At 38.4% G+C, this 19425-nt stretch carries 21 protein-coding genes; 12 read left to right on the top strand and 9 right to left on the bottom strand.

The annotated features are described in order from the left end of the window. Position 1 precedes the first annotated feature (1 nt). The 5 genes from FK004_RS14590 (at position 2) to FK004_RS14570 (ending at position 6108) form a co-directional block, all read left to right on the top strand. Complete coding sequence (locus FK004_RS14590) at positions 2–1894, top strand: AMP-binding protein (protein ID WP_108737919.1); 1893 nt, start codon at positions 2–4, stop codon at positions 1892–1894. A gap of 119 nt (positions 1895–2013) precedes the next feature. Further along, positions 2014–2838 carry an IS5 family transposase gene (locus tag FK004_RS14585; protein ID WP_108735890.1) on the top strand — a complete coding sequence of 275 codons (825 nt, stop codon included), beginning with the start codon at positions 2014–2016 and terminating at the stop codon, positions 2836–2838. A gap of 127 nt (positions 2839–2965) precedes the next feature. Next, positions 2966–4873 (top strand): acetate--CoA ligase, encoded by a 1908-nt coding sequence (gene acs / locus FK004_RS14580; RefSeq protein ID WP_108737918.1) that lies wholly within the window; start codon positions 2966–2968, stop codon positions 4871–4873. A gap of 139 nt (positions 4874–5012) precedes the next feature. Continuing rightward, entirely contained in the window at positions 5013–5480 is a 468-nt protein-coding gene (locus tag FK004_RS14575; RefSeq protein ID WP_108737917.1) for a DUF2750 domain-containing protein, read from the top strand. 172 nt (positions 5481–5652) lie between these two features. Then, positions 5653–6108, top strand: coding sequence for a P-loop NTPase family protein (locus FK004_RS14570; protein ID WP_227871614.1), 456 nt, complete (start codon positions 5653–5655; stop codon positions 6106–6108). 63 nt (positions 6109–6171) lie between these two features. On the opposite strand, the gene FK004_RS14565 is transcribed toward FK004_RS14570, so the two are convergent. The 6 genes from FK004_RS14565 to FK004_RS14535 form a co-directional block, all read right to left on the bottom strand. Next, positions 6172–6603: a DUF4440 domain-containing protein gene (locus tag FK004_RS14565; RefSeq protein WP_108737916.1), complete on the bottom strand. Its 432-nt coding sequence runs from the start codon at positions 6601–6603 to the stop codon at positions 6172–6174. Positions 6604–6699: 96 nt separating this feature from the next. Next, positions 6700–8448 (bottom strand): LA_2272 family surface repeat-containing protein, encoded by a 1749-nt coding sequence (locus tag FK004_RS14560; protein WP_108737915.1) that lies wholly within the window; start codon positions 8446–8448, stop codon positions 6700–6702. A gap of 12 nt (positions 8449–8460) precedes the next feature. Next, on the bottom strand, positions 8461–9447 hold the full coding sequence (locus FK004_RS14555; RefSeq protein ID WP_108737914.1) for a FecR family protein: 987 nt from the start codon (positions 9445–9447) through the stop codon (positions 8461–8463). Positions 9448–9578: 131 nt separating this feature from the next. Beyond that, positions 9579–9995 (bottom strand): sigma-70 family RNA polymerase sigma factor, encoded by a 417-nt coding sequence (locus FK004_RS14550; RefSeq protein WP_227871613.1) that lies wholly within the window; start codon positions 9993–9995, stop codon positions 9579–9581. A 77-nt stretch (positions 9996–10072) separates the two neighbouring features. Next, the gene (locus tag FK004_RS14545; protein WP_108737913.1) at positions 10073–10387 is read right to left on the bottom strand and encodes a hypothetical protein; all 315 of its coding nucleotides are present in this window, start codon (positions 10385–10387) and stop codon (positions 10073–10075) included. 486 nt (positions 10388–10873) lie between these two features. After that, a complete protein-coding gene (locus FK004_RS14535; protein ID WP_227871612.1) occupies positions 10874–11065 on the bottom strand; it encodes a hypothetical protein in 192 nt (63 codons plus the stop codon). Positions 11066–11312: 247 nt separating this feature from the next. On the opposite strand from FK004_RS14535, the gene FK004_RS14530 reads away from it, so the two are divergent. The 4 genes from FK004_RS14530 to FK004_RS14515 all read left to right on the top strand — a co-directional run bounded on the left by FK004_RS14530 (position 11313) and on the right by FK004_RS14515 (position 13913). Further along, positions 11313–12332, top strand: a complete 1020-nt coding sequence (locus tag FK004_RS14530) for a hypothetical protein (RefSeq protein ID WP_108737910.1) — start codon at positions 11313–11315, stop codon at positions 12330–12332. Positions 12333–12353: 21 nt separating this feature from the next. Then, a complete protein-coding gene (locus FK004_RS14525; RefSeq protein ID WP_108737909.1) occupies positions 12354–13085 on the top strand; it encodes a 2-phosphosulfolactate phosphatase in 732 nt (243 codons plus the stop codon). Further along, positions 13082–13405 carry a LytR/AlgR family response regulator transcription factor gene (locus FK004_RS14520; protein WP_108737908.1) on the top strand — a complete coding sequence of 108 codons (324 nt, stop codon included), beginning with the start codon at positions 13082–13084 and terminating at the stop codon, positions 13403–13405. Before FK004_RS14525 ends, FK004_RS14520 begins: the two co-directional genes overlap by 4 nt. Positions 13406–13529: 124 nt before the next feature. Beyond that, positions 13530–13913 (top strand): DUF2255 family protein, encoded by a 384-nt coding sequence (locus tag FK004_RS14515; RefSeq protein ID WP_108737907.1) that lies wholly within the window; start codon positions 13530–13532, stop codon positions 13911–13913. Between the two features lie 317 nt (positions 13914–14230). Here FK004_RS14515 and FK004_RS14505 read toward each other — a convergent pair whose 3' ends face one another. After that, on the bottom strand, positions 14231–15439 hold the full coding sequence (locus FK004_RS14505; RefSeq protein ID WP_108737905.1) for a CynX/NimT family MFS transporter: 1209 nt from the start codon (positions 15437–15439) through the stop codon (positions 14231–14233). A gap of 90 nt (positions 15440–15529) precedes the next feature. Next, positions 15530–16279, bottom strand: coding sequence for a DeoR/GlpR family DNA-binding transcription regulator (locus FK004_RS14500; RefSeq protein ID WP_108737904.1), 750 nt, complete (start codon positions 16277–16279; stop codon positions 15530–15532). 93 nt (positions 16280–16372) lie between these two features. Between FK004_RS14500 and FK004_RS14495 the strand changes: the two genes are divergently transcribed. From FK004_RS14495 to FK004_RS14485, 3 genes are all read left to right on the top strand, one after another. Then, the gene (locus FK004_RS14495) at positions 16373–16933 is read left to right on the top strand and encodes a 5' nucleotidase, NT5C type (protein ID WP_108737903.1); all 561 of its coding nucleotides are present in this window, start codon (positions 16373–16375) and stop codon (positions 16931–16933) included. A gap of 78 nt (positions 16934–17011) precedes the next feature. Beyond that, on the top strand, positions 17012–17986 hold the full coding sequence (locus tag FK004_RS14490; RefSeq protein ID WP_108737902.1) for a helix-turn-helix transcriptional regulator: 975 nt from the start codon (positions 17012–17014) through the stop codon (positions 17984–17986). Positions 17987–18042: 56 nt separating this feature from the next. Continuing rightward, entirely contained in the window at positions 18043–18540 is a 498-nt protein-coding gene (locus FK004_RS14485) for a DinB family protein (protein WP_108737901.1), read from the top strand. A gap of 42 nt (positions 18541–18582) precedes the next feature. Here FK004_RS14485 and FK004_RS14480 read toward each other — a convergent pair whose 3' ends face one another. Further along, entirely contained in the window at positions 18583–19359 is a 777-nt protein-coding gene (locus FK004_RS14480) for an AraC family transcriptional regulator (protein ID WP_108738862.1), read from the bottom strand. Positions 19360–19425 lie beyond the last annotated feature (66 nt).

Below are 19425 nucleotides of genomic sequence, written 5' to 3'. Positions count from 1 at the left end.
TATGAGCGACTACAATCATTTCTATAATAAAAGCATCGAAAATCCAATAGATTTTTGGCGGGAACAATCGGAGCAAATTGAATGGTACAGCAGGCCTGAAACGATAGTATCAAAAGATGCCAATGGATATCCGTTGTGGTTCGAGGACGGGCAGCTCAATATGTGTTACCTCGCGCTTGACAAGCACATACAGGATGGACATGGTGATCAGGTCGCTTTTATTTATGATTCGCCGGTTACACAAAGCATTAAAAAATATACTTATCAGGAGGTAAAAACGGAAGTTGCCAAACTTGCCGGGGGACTTTTATCTTTGGGTTTTAAAAAAGGAGATACTGCAATCATCTACATGCCGATGATTCCACAGACCGCTTTTGCAATGCTCGCCTGTGCCCGGATCGGTATGATCCATTCGGTTGTTTTTGGCGGTTTTGCACCGCATGAACTGGCGATCAGGATTGATGACTGCAAACCTAAAGTACTGCTTACCGCTTCCTCCGGAATTGAAATCGATCGTCTTATTGCGTACAAACCTTTGGTTGATGAAGCAATAGCACTCGCCAGTCACCAGCCGGACCATGTGATTGTTTTCAATCGTAAGTTGGGGGCAAGGGTACCTTTTAAAAAATATGATGTGGATTATGAAGCTTTAGTATACGGATCGGAAGAAACCAATTGTGTTGCTGTCGCGTCTAACCATCCTTTGTATATTTTATACACATCCGGAACCACTGGAAAACCGAAAGGTATTGTAAGGGATACAGGCGGTTATGCAGTGGCACTTCAATTTTCGATGCGCTATATTTATGATGTACAGCCGGAAGAAACATTCTGGGCCGCGTCTGATATGGGATGGGCAGTGGGGCACAGTTATATTTTATACGGGCCATTGATCAACCGAAACACCACTGTGATATTTGAAGGAAAACCGATTAAAACACCCGATGCCAGCACATTTTGGCGTGTTATTTCTGAGCATAAAGTGGGAACCATGTTTACGGCTCCAACAGCTATCAGGGCCATCAAAAAAGAAGATCCTGATGGTCTTTTTATAAAAAAGTATGACCTGAGCTGTTTGCGGAATCAATTCCTTGCCGGGGAACGCTGTGATTCAGCTACTATAGCATGGTTTCAAAAACACATCCCGATTCCTGTGATTGATCACTGGTGGCAAACGGAATCAGGATGGCCCATGGTTGCCAATTCCCTCGGACTTGGAAACACGACTTTAAAAACAGGTGCTGGAGGAAAAGCAGTTTGTGGTTACGACATCCGTATTTTTAATGAAGAAGGTATGGTTTTGGGAGATGGCGAAGAAGGATTCGTTGTGGTGAAATTACCTTTACCGCCTGGCAATCTATTGGGGCTTTGGGAAAATGAAACACGTTTCCAAAATAGTTATTTTAGTAGATTCGAAGGCTATTATCTTTCCGGTGATGGTGGTTTTAAAGATAAAGACGGTTATGTGTATATTACAGGTCGGGTAGATGACCTTATTAATGTTGCCGGGCATCGTTTGTCAACAGCTGAAATGGAAGAGATTGTAGCGACCCATAGTGCGGTTGCTGAGTGTGCTGTGATAGGAGTTCATGATGACCTGAAAGGGCAGGTACCACTTGCTTTGGTCGTTCTTAAAGCAGGAGAAACTATTGCTCAGTTCCAACTGGAATATGAAATCGTACAAAAAGTGCGCGCTAAGATAGGCGCTGTAGCCTCACTTCGGAATGTGATTGTCGTACAACGACTTCCAAAAACACGATCTGGTAAAATATTGCGTAAATTACTTCGCAGTATTGCTGATGGAGAAGTCATTCAAATACCCTCCACAATCGATGATGTGACCATTATTGCAGAAATAACTGCTGACTTCAAAGTATATGAGGGTGGTAAATAGTATAATTACAAAAATAAGATCCCTAATTTTCATTGAAGTGATTTAAACTTTTTTTAGAATTAAAAAAGGGTTGTCGATATTTGTGTCGCTAAACATACAATTATCAAAACCAACCCTTTATGTACAGTGTACTTGACAAAGATACAATAGAATTGGAAATTGTTGCATATATACCTAAAGCCCGTCGTGGATTTCCTGTAACAGTTCCATTATCAGAAGTGATAAATGCTATACTCTACAAACTTAAAACGGGCCTTCAATGGCATCAGCTACCCATTAGGGCTCTTTTTGAAAATAAGGTTATAAGTTGGCAATCTGTTTACTATCACTATCGCAAGTGGAGTCTTTGCGGTTTCTGGAAAGCTTGTTGGATTAAATTCCTTAGCCGTCATCACTCAAAACTTGACCTTTCCAGTGTGGATTTGGACGGAAGCCATACTCCTGCTATCCGAGGCGGTGAACAGGTTGACTATCAAGGTCGGAAGAAGCGAAAAACAACTAATTCACTCTATCTAACCGATAGGCAAGGCTTGCCATTAGCAATGTCAGAACCTCTTGCGGGAAACCACAACGACCTGTATAATATTGAGGTTCAGTTTGAAGACATTACAGCAACATTAGAACAAGCCAATATTTCTGTAGATGGATTGTTCCTCAATGCAGACGCAGGTTTTGACTCTAAAGACTTAAGAAAAGCATGTTCAGATAAGAACATTCAAGCTAATATCTGTTTTAACAAACGTAACGGTCATAGTGAGAGGGATGAATATTTTGATGAGCAACTCTATAAGCAGAGATATACAATCGAACGCACAAATGCCTGGTTAGATGGGTTTAGGTCAATCTTAAATAGATATGACACAACAACTGAATCTTGGAAAGGATTCAATTATATAGCATTTATAGTAATAGCATCAAAAAAATTTAAAAAGGAAAAAGTTTAAACCACTTCATTATATATATTATTTTTGCAACTTATAGATTTAAAATAAAAAACAGGATGCTTATATTTACATTGAATTAAGATCCAAACATAAAAATTCACGAAATAAATAACTAAAAATAAAGGAGATGAGTTATTATAAAATTGACGATTTAGAACAGTATTTCAAGCATTATAAAAAATCAGTACGGGAGCCCCGTAAATTTTGGGACAAAATAGCCGATGAGAACTTTACCTGGTATCAAAAATGGGATAAAGTTGTAGAATTTGATATGCAGACGGCAGATGTGAAATGGTTTTTAAATGCCAAAGTCAATATCACTAAGAACTGCATCGATCGCCACCTTGCCAAAAGGGGAGAAAAAACAGCCATTATTTTTGAGCCGAATAATCCCAAAGAAGAAGCACGCCATATTACCTATAACGAATTATACGAACAGGTTTCAAAATGGGCTAACGTATTACGGGAACAGGGAGTCAAAAAAGGAGATCGGGTATGTATTTACCTGCCTATGATTCCGGAACTGGCATTTGCGGTATTGGCCTGTGCCCGTATTGGTGCCGTGCACTCCGTTATTTTTGCCGGTTTTTCAGCTTCTGCTGTCAGCACCCGTGTGAATGACCTTGAATCCAAAGTTATCATTACGGCAGATGGCGGTTACAGAGGGAGCAAATCGATTGACCTGAAAGGGATTATTGATGAAGCCCTGGAGAAAACGCCTTCTGTAGAAAAAGTTTTTGTTGTAAAACGCACCAATTCGGAAATCACAATGAAACCGGGGCGTGATCAATGGATTCAGCCTTTACTGGACGATGCCCTAAACAATAACGTAGCTGAAATTATGGATGCAGAAGATCCATTGTTTATACTTTATACTTCCGGATCTACCGGAAAACCTAAAGGGATGTTGCATACTACCGCAGGTTATATGGTTTATTCTGCTTATACTTTTAAAAATATATTTCAATACGAAGAGAATGATGTATACTGGTGTACTGCTGATATTGGCTGGATCACAGGTCATTCCTACATCTTATACGGGCCTTTATTGAATGGCGCTACTACAGTTATATTTGAAGGAGTTCCTTCTTATCCAGACTTTGGACGTTTTTGGGAGGTCATCGACAAACATAAAGTTTCTCAGTTTTATACTTCGCCAACAGCCATACGCTCGCTGGCAAAAGAAAATTCGGAATGGGTTGATAAATACAAATTAACCTCCTTAAAAGTATTGGCTTCCGTAGGTGAACCAATCAATGAAGAAGCATGGCACTGGTACAATGACCATGTCGGCAAGAAAAAAGCACCTATTGCAGATACCTGGTGGCAGACAGAAACCGGCGGAATCATGATTTCACCGATTCCATTTGTAACGCCTACAAAACCTACTTATGCTACCTTGCCATTACCAGGGGTACAACCAGTTTTAATGGATGAAAAACGCAATGAGATAGAAGGGAACCAGGTAGTTGGAAGTTTATGCATTAAATTCCCATGGCCAGGTATGGCCCGAACCATCTGGGGCGATCACCAGCGGTTTGTAGATACTTATTTTTCGACATTCCCGGGTAAATATTTTACCGGTGACGGTGCATTGCGCGATGAAGTAGGCTATTACAGGATTACAGGACGTGTAGATGATGTCGTGATCGTATCTGGGCATAACCTGGGTACAGCACCTATCGAAGATGCCATCAATGAACATCCGGCTGTTGCAGAATCGGCTATTGTTGGTTTTCCACACGCTGTAAAAGGAAATGCTCTTTACGGATTTATTATCCTGAAAGAGTTTGGAGAAACCAGGGATCGCGATAACCTAAGCAATGAGATCAACCAGTTTATTTCCAGCCATATCGGGCCAATTGCTAAATTGGATAAAATCCAGTTCGTTTCGGGCTTGCCTAAAACACGTTCGGGTAAAATCATGCGTAGGATCCTGAGAAAAATTGCCGAAGGTGATTTTAGTAATTTTGGGGATACTTCGACTTTACTCAATCCGGAAATTGTAGACGAAATTAAAAACGGTAAATTATAATTTTACTACAAAATAACAACAAACAGTAAAGCCGGTATCCTTTTATACCGGCTTTGCTTATTTAAATGGGTGGGGGAGATTTTTTTTGTAAAAAAAGAAAACTACCTTTGACGCTGATAAACTTCAAAAAAGAAAAATCATGTCAGACGAAAACATACAATTAGAGGAGCGTTATAAAAACTTCCTGGCAACAATCTGTGAAACACAAAAAGTATACGGACTGGAAAGTAATGATGGTTTTGCAACTTCCGATTCGAATGATTATACGGATGAAAATGGTGAACCGGTAGAAATTCTTTGTTTTTGGTCTAAGAAAGCATTAGCTGAAAAATCGGCCAACAATGACTGGGCTGATTTTACTGCTGTTGAAATTCCATTGAATGAATTTATCGAAAACTGGTGCGTAGGCATGTCCAATGATGCCTTACTGATCGGAACCGATTTTGACGAAAACCTGTCTGGCCTTGAAATCGAGCCGCTGGAATTGGTATTGGAAATCATCCAGGAGTTGAAAGACCTTCAGAAAGAACTTGTATTCCAAAACTTTGAAAATCTGGAAGACATCGAAAATCAAATCATGGAGATCTTAAAAGACAGCGAAGAATAAAACAATTTTAAAGCTATACTATTCTAAAAAATCCTTTTTATAAGGATTTTTTTATGCCTGTTTTGCTACTAAAATCAATACGTACACATGAAAATTAATATTTTTGGAGCATCAGGGTCGGGTGTAACCACTTTAGGCACTGCGTTGGCTACCCAATTAAAAATAAACTATTTTGATAGTGATGCTTTTTTTTGGGAAGAGACGGAGGCCCTTCAGTGTAACGCGTGATCCAGAATTGCGTAATAAAGAGTTTTTGACGGTATCCGGACATTCGGAAGACTGGATTCCGGGAGGTTCAGTAGTCAACTGGGGAACTGCCATTACGGAAAAATTTGATTTTATAGTATTCCTGCATATTCCACAGCCCATCCGGATGGAACGTTTGCAAAAAAGGGAAACGGAACGGTATGGTGCCGCCATTTTAGCCGATCCGGCCCGCAAAGAAAAAAGTGAGGTATTTTTGGAATGGGCTAAAGATTATGATGAAGTCACAGGAATCGCTACCCGGAATATCAAAGCACACCGGGAATGGTTACAGCATCAGCAAATACCAGTACTTGAAATCAACGGTGATTTCTCTACTGCGGAACGAATAGTCTTGATTTTAAACAGATTACGCCTGTTATAGTGCTGGAATATATTATATTGCAAAATTTATGATGCAGCAACAAGGGGAGAGAGTCTAATATTACTATTCATCTTCCCACTGCACGGCTGTAATCTGCCAGCGATTTTCCATCCGGATACACTGAAACATTTTTTTCCCGTTACCCTCAAATGGTTTACCCTGCAAAATTCCATTTTTAGAGTATTCAGAATACCGTTGGGCAAGATGGCCACTAATTTTAGTTTCCGAAACCGTTTCATACTCTTCAAAATCCGTTAGCCTGCCATCCGTTAGCAATGCTTTTCTCGGCGCCATAAAACTATGTAAATTATACAACACTGGAGAAGCATCCTCAATCTTTATGATTTGTGTTTCAACAATGCATAAACTATAGATAGTTTCGAAATCGGGTGTGTTGTTTTTAGTGTTGAATATACCATAAAACCTGGAAATCAAGTGATCAATGGCATTTTGATCCGATTCATCCTGAGGTATTTCAGTTAATGCTGTTGTCATTTTTTTAAGTTTTATTGCTAAAGCACAGAATAATTTCTAAAAAATAAGCTTCATTAAAAATAACAAATAGTGAGGAGATTTAAGAATAAAAGTGCTTTAAAAAATGGTTACTCCAACGCTCCATCCAAACCAACCCCGAAACCCCGATAGCTTTTTATCCCGAATTACTGTAAGATGATCGGTACGTTTTGCTATAAAAGCCGTAGCATTAGGATCTGGTGTCGAAAAAGGCAATATATCAGACGTATAAAGTGTAAAAGAAGGCCCGGCATGGACAGAAAGACCTTTCAGGATGCGAAATGTAAAGGGAGAATCAATCTTCCTCAGGATATTGATATTTCCCCAATTACCAAGGTATAGTGATTGGAAACTCACTTCCGGATTATAATGAATGTATTTTGAAAGCTTTATATTTTTCCCAAATCCAAATCCGAAGGAAAAAAGCTTTGCTTCGTCAGCACGTTCACTTTTTCCGGCCATTATTATAGTATAAAATTTATTGTCTCCTGTTTTTATGGCGATATTATAATCAGAGATTTCATTGGAGGAGAAACTCACTTTTTTATAACCTCCTTTTTTAAAGTTTAGCAAACCGATACTATAGCCCGAAGTAGAGCCCGTAACATTCACAAGCCCGATCTGGAGGCCTTGCAGATTACCAGCATAATTGTAACTACCCATTTGAACACCGTAGGCATTTTCCCGTACCCTGTTGTATCCGAATGTAAGCTGCATTCCTGCCTGGGATTGCCTGATGTTATTATAACCTGCCGATAGTTGCATACCACGACCATTTTTTCCAACGCTATTATAAGCACCACTAATTTGCAGCCCGTTTTGAGTTCCTTTTACGCTATTATGGATCCCACTCATTTGCAATCCCATAAGATCACCAAAAGCATTATTGTAGATTCCGGCCATCTGGACACCTCTGACAGAACCTCCAACAGTATTGAACAGTCCTGCCATTTGCAATGCTTCTGCATTCGTTTTACTGATATTATAAAGGCCCGCAATTTCAAAACCCCGTACGCCACCACTGTAACCGCCAATTAAGTTCAATGAAAAATTATTTACCATTTGTGCATTCATCAATCCATGGGTTCCTATACTGGGAATCAATGAAGCCTGCACCGGCGCTTTGGCAATCAGTCCACCCAGGTTAAGCGACTGTATTTTTTGCCGGGACGAAATAAAAAAACGCCCTATACCGGTTCGTTCTACATTTGAAAAATCGTCTTTATAATAATCAAACCAATTTTTTTTAGGGCCTGTTTCGATAATAATTTCAGAAAGGAAAAAAGTCGTAATGCTCTTATAGTTTTCTTTGGATACTGTAATTTCTATCGGCCGCTGTATGTTTTTTAAATGCAATTCAAAATAGCCGGAATTGTTTGTCATTACGGACTGAATGACATTTTTTTCATAAATCGTAGCATTCTCAAGCTTTTTATTAGTGGCGGCATCACTGACATAACCGGTAACCAGGTAGTAATCTCCCATGTTGGTGTTTTTTTCAACAATCAGGGTAAGTTCGGAAGGAGCGTAGCGTAAAATGATAAAATCAGAAGATTCCCTATATTCATAACGTTTGTCAAGCAATCGATCCAATACGTCCTTAATCGAAATCTTATCTGCAGTAATAGAAACGATGCTGTCGCGCGGTACCAGTTTACTATAATACGAAAATTTAAAGTTTTCCCTTTTTTCAATCAGATCCAGAATACTTCCTAAAGACTGCCCGGTTGCCTTTATCGAAATTTCTTTAGACAATAATGATTGGGCACTGGAAACAGTACTGCTGATCAGAAAAAGGAAAAGAAAGAATCGTAAAATTGACCGCATAGGCTTAAAAAACTACTCTAATATGATTCGATTATTTTCGCGTATTACTTTAACCATAAAGGTCTCGGAGATTACATTGAGAATTTGAGTAAGTGATTGTTTCTTAAACGTTGTAGTTATGGGTTTATTTTGTAATGTAAGATTTTTAATAATAATAGTAACTCCGTAAATCTCATTTAGGGCCGCTATCAGTTCCTGTAATGGTGTCTGATCACATACAAGAGCATTGGTGCGGTAATAATTGTATAATTGCCCTTTACTCATTTCTTTTTGAAAGAGCGATTGCTGTTCCTGTACAATCACCTTTTCACCTTTACTGAGGGCTACGGATTCAGCATTTTTACGGACTGTAACAATACCCGATTCCACATCTACCGTTGTTTTTCCGTTCTTATTTTTGATATTGAAAGAAGTTCCCACAACTGTTACTGTAACATCATTGATGGTGATAATAAAAGGTTTTTGCGCATTAGGAGCAACATCAAAAAAAGCTTCTCCTTGCAAGGTTACAGGCCGTGTTTCCCCCTGGAACATCCTGGTGTAAGAAATCATGGAGTTTTTATTTAATGTTACTGTAGTGCCATCCGGCAATGTACTGTTAATGGTGCTATGTAACGCCTGCAAACGAAGGACTGTTGTAGCCCTGTATTCCAGGAAAGTATAGGCAAGCAATCCTAAGGTACTAATGAGTAAAAACGATGCTGCAATACGAATCCAGTTCCGGAAATGATGGGCTCTGACGATAGGCACGGCTACAAGATCGCTTTTTTCATGTATCCTTTTTTGCAAACGTTGCCAGGCAGCATCTGTATTTACGGCATCATTTGGAGTAATGGTAAGGCTTGCATTCCATATTTTTTGGAAATCATCATAGTGTTTTTGATTGGATACATCGGCATCCAGCCATTTTTTTACTGCGGCTTTTTCAGTAATATCTGCTTCACCTACCAGGTATTTCACTAGCATGTCATCATTTATAATATGGTAGTTTTCGCTCATGATTTTTGAATTAAATAGAATAAGAATAAAATAAAAGGCAAATATTCGACAAGTTTTTGTCGTAATACTTTAAGGGCTTTCCCCATTTGGTTATCTACTGTTTTGATAGAGATGTTCAGTTGGGTGGCGATCTACTGGTATTTCAATTGTTCAAAACGGCTCATTTGAAATATCAGGCGGCATTGTGCCGGCAACTGATCGATGGATTTTTGGATAGCACCTTCCAATTCAGTAGCAATGATTGCTTCTGAAGCATCAGCATCTGCGAAATCAGTATAGCCTGAATATGCGGACTGAAAAGAGGATTTTACCTTTTCATGTTTGATGTAATTGAGACTCTCATTATGAACCGCCCTGTAGAGATATGACTTTAAGGAATCATCTATTTGAAGATGACTGTTTTTTTCCCAGATCTTAAAAAATACATTTTGTACAATTTCTTCTGCAGTCCCACTTTCTTTAGTAAAAGTAAAGGCATAGGCATGAAGGCTTTTAAAATAAAGCTTAAAAACCTTTTCAAAAGCGGCTTCATTACTGACCCGTAGCACAGAAAATTGATTATTATTGTTATACTCCACAGTTATAATTTGAAAACCAGAAACCAAAGATAGATGCTTTTTACTGTTTACCGCAGTATCATTTCCAATTCAGTGCGATGGGGTATAAAATCTTCCTGTTGTATTAATTTATGATTGGTCAAAATGGAAATAAAAGCTTCTATTGAAAAATCAGATAAAATATCGATACTGAGACTGAACTCATCATAACTGATATCGCAGCTATTATCAGGCATGCAGGTAAAAATAAGTCCTTTGTCTGTCCCGGACATAATAATAGTCTGGTTGTTTAGAATACGGACCTGGTCATTTTTACTCTTGAAATAGGCGATAATTTCTTTTTGGAATAAATGAAATAATTTATGTTGCTTCTGGATGGTCATAGTGTTTTAATTTATTTTTGAATTGAGCCTTCTTTTAAAAAATGGAAGAGACGTTGTATTCCGTTTTCTTTTAATTTCACGAAAGAGCCGTTAGGGTTATCCGAAAAAAAGCAATAAGTAGCAATATCATAGGCAATAAAATAAAGCCGGGTAAGGGAAGCCCCCGATTTATAGTAATGCGATATGGAATTCTATGATAACTCCTGTACAATACATTCTTTTTTAGAAATAAAGCTTCCATGTAATTAGGGTTGTTTAGCTGTCCGGATCCTGAGTACATTTTTTTTGCAATACTGTTATATTGGAAAACGTGCAACAATATAAATTCAAATAGCATAAAACTTACTGCAATTAATAAGGTGTATAATATAAAGCTGTTATTTTCAATTTCATGAAGTTGTACCATAGGAATTGGCCCATGGTTTACACTGAAAAAAAGCATTTTATCAATCCAACGGTTTAGAATTGTGAGCTGCATAAGTGGATTTATTTGGTTTGAAGTTCTGTAACGTTTAGGTCATGGGAGTTGCTGAAAGACACAGTATGTTCTTCTTTAGCTTGTAGTTTCATGGCCAATATGGAATTGAACACTGAATATTTTTTCAGGTTTTTATACAATACATCAGTATAGTAGGCACCATAAAAGAATAGCGATGCTATATTTTTTTTAATAGCCAAAAAAGAAAAACAGTGGTAATGATAAGCCGTGTCATAAGGCAATTTGTTTTTAGGATTATGTAATTGAGCTCTTGTTATACTGGTAATACAACTGATATTCATTTTACCCCTACGTCACTTATACTTTTTTTTAAAACTTATTCCTATCTTATTAATGGAATCATAGCCACTACTCATTTTTTACTATTTAAATTAATTGTATGTTTGAAATCTCAAAATCATCACTCTGAAATTACTCCCTGTACAAATGATACAAAAAGGATTTCTTGCACTTATAGTCGTGCTTTGCATTGGCTGTAAAGCCCATAAAAAACAAAATACAATAGCTACTATTTTTGATAAAGTACTCTTGGTAGAAGACAGTATTACCGTAGGAAAAATGACCATCAATAATGCTTTTAAGCAACAAATCCTTGCGCATAAAGACAATCAATATGACAGTCTGTTAATTCTAAAAAAAGTATACGAACCCAATAAATATGCTTTTGATAATTGCCTGGGAATGATCTTTGGCGATGCCAATAGCCCGCTTTTTCAACCCAAAGGATTGTATGAATGGAATAGGAATTTACTCGCCAATGAAAGTGTTATCCGTAAAAAGCTGGCAGTTCTGGATAGCCTAAACATCAATGCATTATTTACTAATCATTTAACTGCTGTCCAGAAAATTACAGGGCATACAGGAGAAGGTAAGTGGCTGGTTTATTTTGGCCCAAAAGATTTTCAGATTTTTGGAGGATGTGATAATAATTCCATGATACTTGATATGTTTGGTGATTCCTGGAATACACAATCCATTAACAAAGTGTTTGCTCACGAATTGGAGCATTTGATTTTTGGTCCGCTGATGGAAAAAGACCCGGTTGGTAAAATGGGACTTGGAATAACAATGGATGAAGGCCTGGCCGTATATTTTACATACATCTACCTGAAACAAAATCGGGAAGATGCACTGTATGGTTCAGAAACGCAGCTACTCATGAGCAGGGAAAAAGAAATTTTTGAAAAACTCGAGCCTTATTTGTTTAAAACCAATGAAGAGGGGTGTCCTATATTCAGGCATTGTGGCAGGAATAACGATTGCAAGCCATTGATTGAAGGGTTATCCAAAGAAGTAGAAAATGAATTATGCTACTTTATGGGATTCCGTATTATTGAAGAATATGTCAAAATTCATGGGAAAAACTCCTGGAAAGATATTTATAATATCCCCATATCTGATTTTTACCAAAAGAGTGGTTACAAAGAATACATCGCAACGAAATAATTTCAAATTCAGTATTAAAATATGATTTATAACCAACATGAATTTGATATCCGCTTAGAATGGGGTATGGGGGCAATTGAAATGCTTGTTCCAATTTGTGATGTAACTATTATTGTCGATGTCCTATCGTTTTCTACCTGCGTATCCATAGCAACACAAAATGGTGCTATCGTATATCCATATCGTTGGAAAGATGAATCGGCTATTGCCTATGCGGAAAGTATTGGCGCTGAATTGGCTGATTTTAAACGTAAATTCACCGATGGATTTTCACTCTCTCCAACCTCATTATTGAATATACCAGCCCATCATAAATTAGTATTGGCATCTCCAAACGGAGCGACCTTAAGCTTGGCGACACAGACTACACCAACACTTTGCGGCAGCTTACGAAATGCAAAAGCAGTTGCCCTAAAGGCCCAAACCTATGGCCGTAAGATTGGAATTATTGCTGCCGGTGAACAGTGGCCGGATGGTAGCATGCGGGTTGCTTTTGAAGATTTATTAGGTGCTGGCGCTATTATTTCTTATTTACCCGGAACCTTATCCCCGGAAAGTAAAACAGGACTGGTTCTTTTTGAGCAGCTACAGCCAACTTTATATGAAGAACTTAAAAGATGCAGCTCAGGGAAAGAACTTATTGCCCGAGGATTCGAAAAAGACATTATCCTGGCGGCTGACTTCAATATAAGCAACACAGTTCCCGTATTGCAAAATAATGCTTATGTAGGCCACCAAATTGATACGGAATGAAAGATAGCTTTGCTTTTATAAAAACTGATAAAAAACTGATAAAGCTCTATTATAAAGAGATCACAGTAATTAAAGGGCTCGGAAATTATGTCGAAATCAACCTCCTTGATGGTCAAAAGCATCTTTATTATAAATCCCTGAAGGAACTTATTGAAACTCTCCCGGAGGAATTCATGCGGGTTCATAATTCCTATATCGTCAACCTTGATAGCATCGATCGGATAGAAGACAATCATGTAATAGTGCAGTATCAAAAAATAGCAATAGCCAAAAGCTATAAAAATTGCCTCATAACAGCCATAGAGAAAAGAATGTTATAGTACAACTACATCCCAGAATAGGCGAACAACATTGATTTAGGGTCAAATGGTATAATAAAGTTTGTAACGTAATCCCTTGCTAGTACTTTTGATTCCTAAAAGCATTAACTTTTAAAATCAGGCTATGGAACAATCGAATCAGGAATTAGCAGTACAATTGATCAACGCGACAAATTTAATTGGAATTAAAGCAGGAATGGAGCGGGAGACTTTTACCAACATCTGGATGGTTGCTGTGGGCAACCGGATTTTTGCACGATCGTGGAGCTTTGCAGAAAAAAGTTGGTACAATACATTTTTAACGGAACCGATTGGTTACCTACAATGTGGCGAAAGGCAATTTCAGATTAAAGCCGATATTCCGGAAGACTCCAGCGATTTAAGTGCTGCGATTAATGTTGCTTACCTCAAAAAATACAATCATGGCAAGAACTCAAAATATGCAACAGGAATTACAGCCCAAAAGCACGTAGAAAAAACAATGGAATTTAGTGTGATTTCTAAATAATTAGTATTTTTGAAGTATATCAGCCTTACCTGATTGGAATTATAAAATGAAAAAACTAAATACGTTTAAATTTGTTTTTATTATAGTAGCAGTTGGTTTAACCACTGGCTTATTTGTGTATGACGTCCTGAATACTATTTTATTTAACTTCGAGAGAACAAATCTTCTTAGTACTTTAGGTGCCATCGCATTGCGTAGCCTGTTTGTAGGTGTTTTTACAGCACTTATCCTAGCTTTGTTAAATCTTTACTTTAAGCTATTTCCATTTAAAAAAAAGGACTAATACTATTGAAATGTTCTTAAATAGTGAAATTAACTTAGTCTATATATTTATTCCGGGCCGCTTGTATACCCACATATAACATGAGGAATAACAGTCCAAACATAAAATAGAAAGAGTAATTCCAATTGTGATTTAATTCATATAGTTTTCCAAATATTGGAGGGCCAAAGGCAGCAAGGAAATATCCTATGGACTGTGCCATTCCGGAAATTTTGGCCACCGTTTCATTCTGTTTGGTTCGCAGTACAAAGAACATCATTGAGAGGCTAAAAGCCAATCCTGAGGCCATACCAAACAAAATGGCAGCAAGATAGATATAATCGGTTTTAAACACAATCAGCAACAAAATACTTAGTGCCATAGCTGCACTTACAAGCAGCACCAAAACTTTTTGATTGGCCATTTTGTTAGCAATGATAGGGCCCGCAAAAGTCACGGGCAACATAGCCATCTGGATGTAGGATAATATCCACCCTGAATCTTCATTGGGCATTCCCCATTCCTGAAGGACAATTGGAAGCCAGGCTACTAAACAATAATACATCAAAGACTGCAATCCCATAAATAAGCTAATCTGCCAGGCCAATTTGGATTGTAAAATGCTTTTGGACATCGGCTTAGGCTCAGCCGTGCCCATCTTTATTTCTTTCTTTTGGAATACCAATGGTGACCACAATACCAACGCTACTATTGCTACTGCCATCCAGATACCCAACGATCCTTTCCAGCCGTATGTTGTTGTCTTTCCAATGCTAATACTAAAACCTGAGGCCAGTGCGGCAGTTAAATTCATAGATACAGCATAAATACCCATCATCACTCCTGTAGCATTCGGAAAATCTTTTTTGATAAAGGCTGGAATCAGTACATTCCCTATACAAATGGCGCATCCAACAATAGCTGAGCCTATAAATAAAGATGTAGTAGTGCCCGATATCCGAGTATAAAGTCCAAGGGATAACAGGAGTAAAGCACAAAAAAGTATCCTTTCTATCGTATAGTATTGGGTCAGCTTAGGAATCAGTATCGAAAAACAGGCAAAAACAAACAAAGGGATTGTTGTCAAAAAGCCTGCTGCAGTGATCGATAAGTCCAATGCATTTCTAATCTCATTGAGTACCGGTCCCACTGCAGTCAAAGGTGCCCTAAGATTGGCGGCTATTAAAACTACACCAAGGAAAGACAGGATTATTTTTATTTTATTCGGGAGGAGACTGTCGGAAGCGACTTTTGTACTTTTCATAAGGATTAATTAAGGCACAAAAATACGCGTAGGAATTTGTTTGAAATTGCCATATTGTTAATCTAAAGCGACAAAGAGTGGGGTAAAAGCTTATTGTATTGTAATTCCCATTTTTTTATAATCATCAAAAAAGGCGAGTGAAGGATCAGCTTCGGTAATAATTACATCCAATTGGTTGGTCCCACAAATATAAAAAGACTCACAAGTACCCAACTTATCGTAAGTAGAAAGTGCTATAGTTGATTTGGATGTTTCGACCATAGCCCGTTTTATCAAGCTATCTTCATAATCATCACCGGTAACTCCCATTGTTGAATCAATACTACAGATACCCATCAGGCAAATATCAGCCCGGATATTACGTACAGCTTCTATGGTCTCATGGCCAGTCGTAGAAAAAGAGGTTTTATTGAGCTTGCCACCCATGAATAGCACTTCTATTTTAGGATAATCTTCCAAAATAGAAGCCACCGGGAAGCTATTCGTAACTACGGTGAGTTCAATATCTTTCGGTAGGTTTACAACAGCAGCCAGTACGGAAGTTCCTGCATCGATAAGCACAACCATACCAGGTTTGATGTATTCCAATACTTTTTCTGCTATTATTTTTTTAAGTCCTATAGCAATATGCTGGCGCTCTTTGAAGTGCATGGGAATATTGGATTTCGGAATCGCACCGCCACGTACTGCTTTTAAAAGTCCTTTATCTGATAATTCTTTGATATCACGTCTCACCGTATCTTCTGAAACCAACAATACTTTACTGATCTGATCCAGTAGGACTTTATGGTCTTTTGCGAGTGATTCTAAGATGAGCGTATGTCTTTCTGCCTTTATCATGTTGCAAATATAACTAAAAATATATTGCAAAATATTGCAGTATATTGCAATAAGTTGTAGCTTTGTATTCGTGAAACAGCAAATATATGCAATATGAAAACTAAAAAACCTACAATAGCCATCGATATGGATGGTGTAATAGCCGATACAGAAACCCATTTTATTAACTGGTATGCCAGAGACTATGGTGTTCTTGTAACCCGGGAAGAATTAATTGGAAAACCGGAGTCAGAAGCTTTTCCGGATAAACAAGCGGTTTGGAAATTTGTGAATGCGCCCGGATTTTTCAGGACTGTTCCTGTAATGCCGGGAGCTATAGCTGCGCTAAAGGCATTAATCGATGATTTTGAAATCTACATCGTATCTGCAGCAATGGAATTCCCACAATCATTAAGTGAAAAACAAGCCTGGTTGGGAGAGCATTTCCCTTTTATTTCCTGGAAAAATATTATTTTCTGTGGAGACAAAAGTGTGATTGCAACGGATTATATGATTGATGATCATTTCAAGAATCTCGATTTTTGCAAAGGTAAACCCATCTTATTCCATGCTGCGCATAACAGTACTACCGAGCGTCATTTTAGGATACACAGTTGGGAGGAAGTGCAAACTTTCCTAAAACAAGAATTAGAAGCAATGCCTGCTCTTTCCTAAATTTAGAATCTCCAATAGGGTACTGTTGGCATTATGCGGGGTAAAAGATTTATATTTGGAACCTGATAAATTCACATCATGAATCGTTTCGACAGAATAACAGCCCTATTGATCCAGCTCCAATCTCAAAAAGTAGTCAAAGCACAACATTTGGCCGATCGGTTTGGGATTAGCTTACGAACCGTATACCGGGATATCCGCACACTGGAAGAAGCAGGCGTACCCTTATATGGTGAAGCCGGAGTGGGATATTCCATAGTGGAAGGCTATCGTTTGCCACCAGTAATGTTTACTCCCGAAGAAGCGACCGCTTTCCTCACCGCCGAAAAACTAATGGGAAAGTTTACCGATCAAACGCTGCAAAAACATTTTAGTGCTGCAATATATAAAGTAAGAGCTGTATTACGAGGCAGTGAAAAAGACCTGTTGGAAAATTTAGAAACACAGATTATCGTAAAGGAAAAAGTACAGAACAGGGAAAATGTACCGGGAAATATCCTGGATGTCCTGCTAAAAGCTATTACCGATAAGAAAGCAGTAAAAATGGAGTACTGTACTTTTGGCGATACTGCCACTAAAGAACGGATGGTGGAGCCTATAGGTATCTTTCATGAAAATGAAAATTGGTATACCATTGCCTATTGCCACTTGCGGGAAAGTTATCGGCAATTCCGAACCGATAGGATTTTTGCCCTCGAACTGACCGAAATAGACCAACTGGAAAGAGCAAGCTTAAAAGAATACCAGGAACTAAAGGAAAAATCAAAAACTACTCTTACATTAGTGAAAGCTATACTCCGAATTGATCCCACGATTGCTGTTTACCTTCAGGACAGAAAACATTATTACGGATTTGTTTCAGAAATTGTAACGGATACTCATGTTGATATGACATTCCTCTCGCAATCATTGGATGAAGGTTTAGCACGTTGGTACATGATGTTTGCGGATTATGCCACTATAGTCGAACCACAGCAATTAAAAGACAGGGTTAAGGACCTGCTTCAAAAAATGATCAAAAAAAATGCAGATTTCGAAAACCTGCTGACATAGGGTTGTCATCGACTGTGATTTACTTTGTACCAGAAACAAATTAACACCGATTCAAGATGGAACTTATCACATTATTACAGAAAGAAATGCTACAGGAAGCAGCAACAACCCGCAAAATGCTTGCCCGAGTTCCTGCAGAAAAATTTGGCTGGCAGCCACACCCCAAGAGTATGACCTTACAGCGACTTTCGACCCATGTAGCCGAACTTCCGGGTTGGGTGACAATGGCATTGACTACGGACGAACTCGATTTTGAGAGCAATCCCTATCCACATAATATAGTAAAAAGCACAGGAGAACTTCTTGATTTTTTTGAAAAATCCTTACGGGATGGTACTGCATCATTAGCCCAGGCAGATGACAGCACTTTTGAAAAAGAGTGGGTACTTCGTAATGGAAGCCAGATTTACAGCAGGGAGAGCAAATATGAAGTGATCCGGATGTCTTTTTTCCAAACAGTACACCATCGTGCGCAATTGGGTGTCTATTTAAGATTATTAGATATTCCAATTCCCGGAAGCTATGGCCCCAGTGCCGATGATGTTTCTTTTTAATAGCATTTACTATAAGCCCTTCATTTTATAATGAGAGGCTTTTTACCCTAAAAATTCATTAGGCCTTTTTTGCAGCAGCGCATAAAAGCTGGCACTAAATGCCTGTATACTTTTGTATCCCACTTTATAGGCTACTTCTGAAACATTATAGTTACCGGAACTCAGGAATTCTACCCCTTTAATAATTCGGACCAATTGCAGGTACTTTGAAACGGTTATCCCGGTTTCATTTTTAAATAGCCTTTCCAGGGAGCGCAGTGACAAATTATGCTTTTCGGCAATATCTAGTATAGTGGAATCGGAGTCAAAATGTTCCATAATATAATTGCATACTGCTATTAATTGTTCCTGTTGGGGTACAGGAATATTCAGTGCAAGTGCGTGCTTGAAAAAGTGCGGCAACTCCAATAGTATCGCTTTTAAAAATGTAGCTTCTTCTATAATATATTCTGTACGTGTGCTCCACTTGGACGCGTAAAGAATCATTTCTTTCAGGACAGGGGGAACTGAAAAAATCCGTAATTCCTGATAAAAACTGTCTGATTCTGTAAGATGGTAGAATACTGTCCGAAGATGGATATGGGGAGAGGCAGCCGTAGTCCGGTGGGGTAAATGGGGAGGAATCCAGGCCGCATGGTTCTGTGGTAGCAAATAAACACGATCCAATATGTGTAAATACTGGAATCCCTTCTCGACATAAACCAACTGGCCCCGCTGATGCGAATGTTCTTCGGTATCATGCACCCAATCCGCCTCATACCAGACATAGGCTTCCTTTTCGATACGGTCTACCAGTACATTAGGTCTCTCAGAATACATTCCACATTTTAGCATTGTCGTATTATATTAAATAGATGGCAAATTTAAACAAATAAAGAATACTAA

Origin of the sequence: Flavobacterium kingsejongi (assembly GCF_003076475.1) — a bacterium.
GTDB lineage: Bacteria > Bacteroidota > Bacteroidia > Flavobacteriales > Flavobacteriaceae > Flavobacterium > Flavobacterium kingsejongi.
This window is presented reverse-complemented; position numbering and strand designations above follow the sequence as displayed.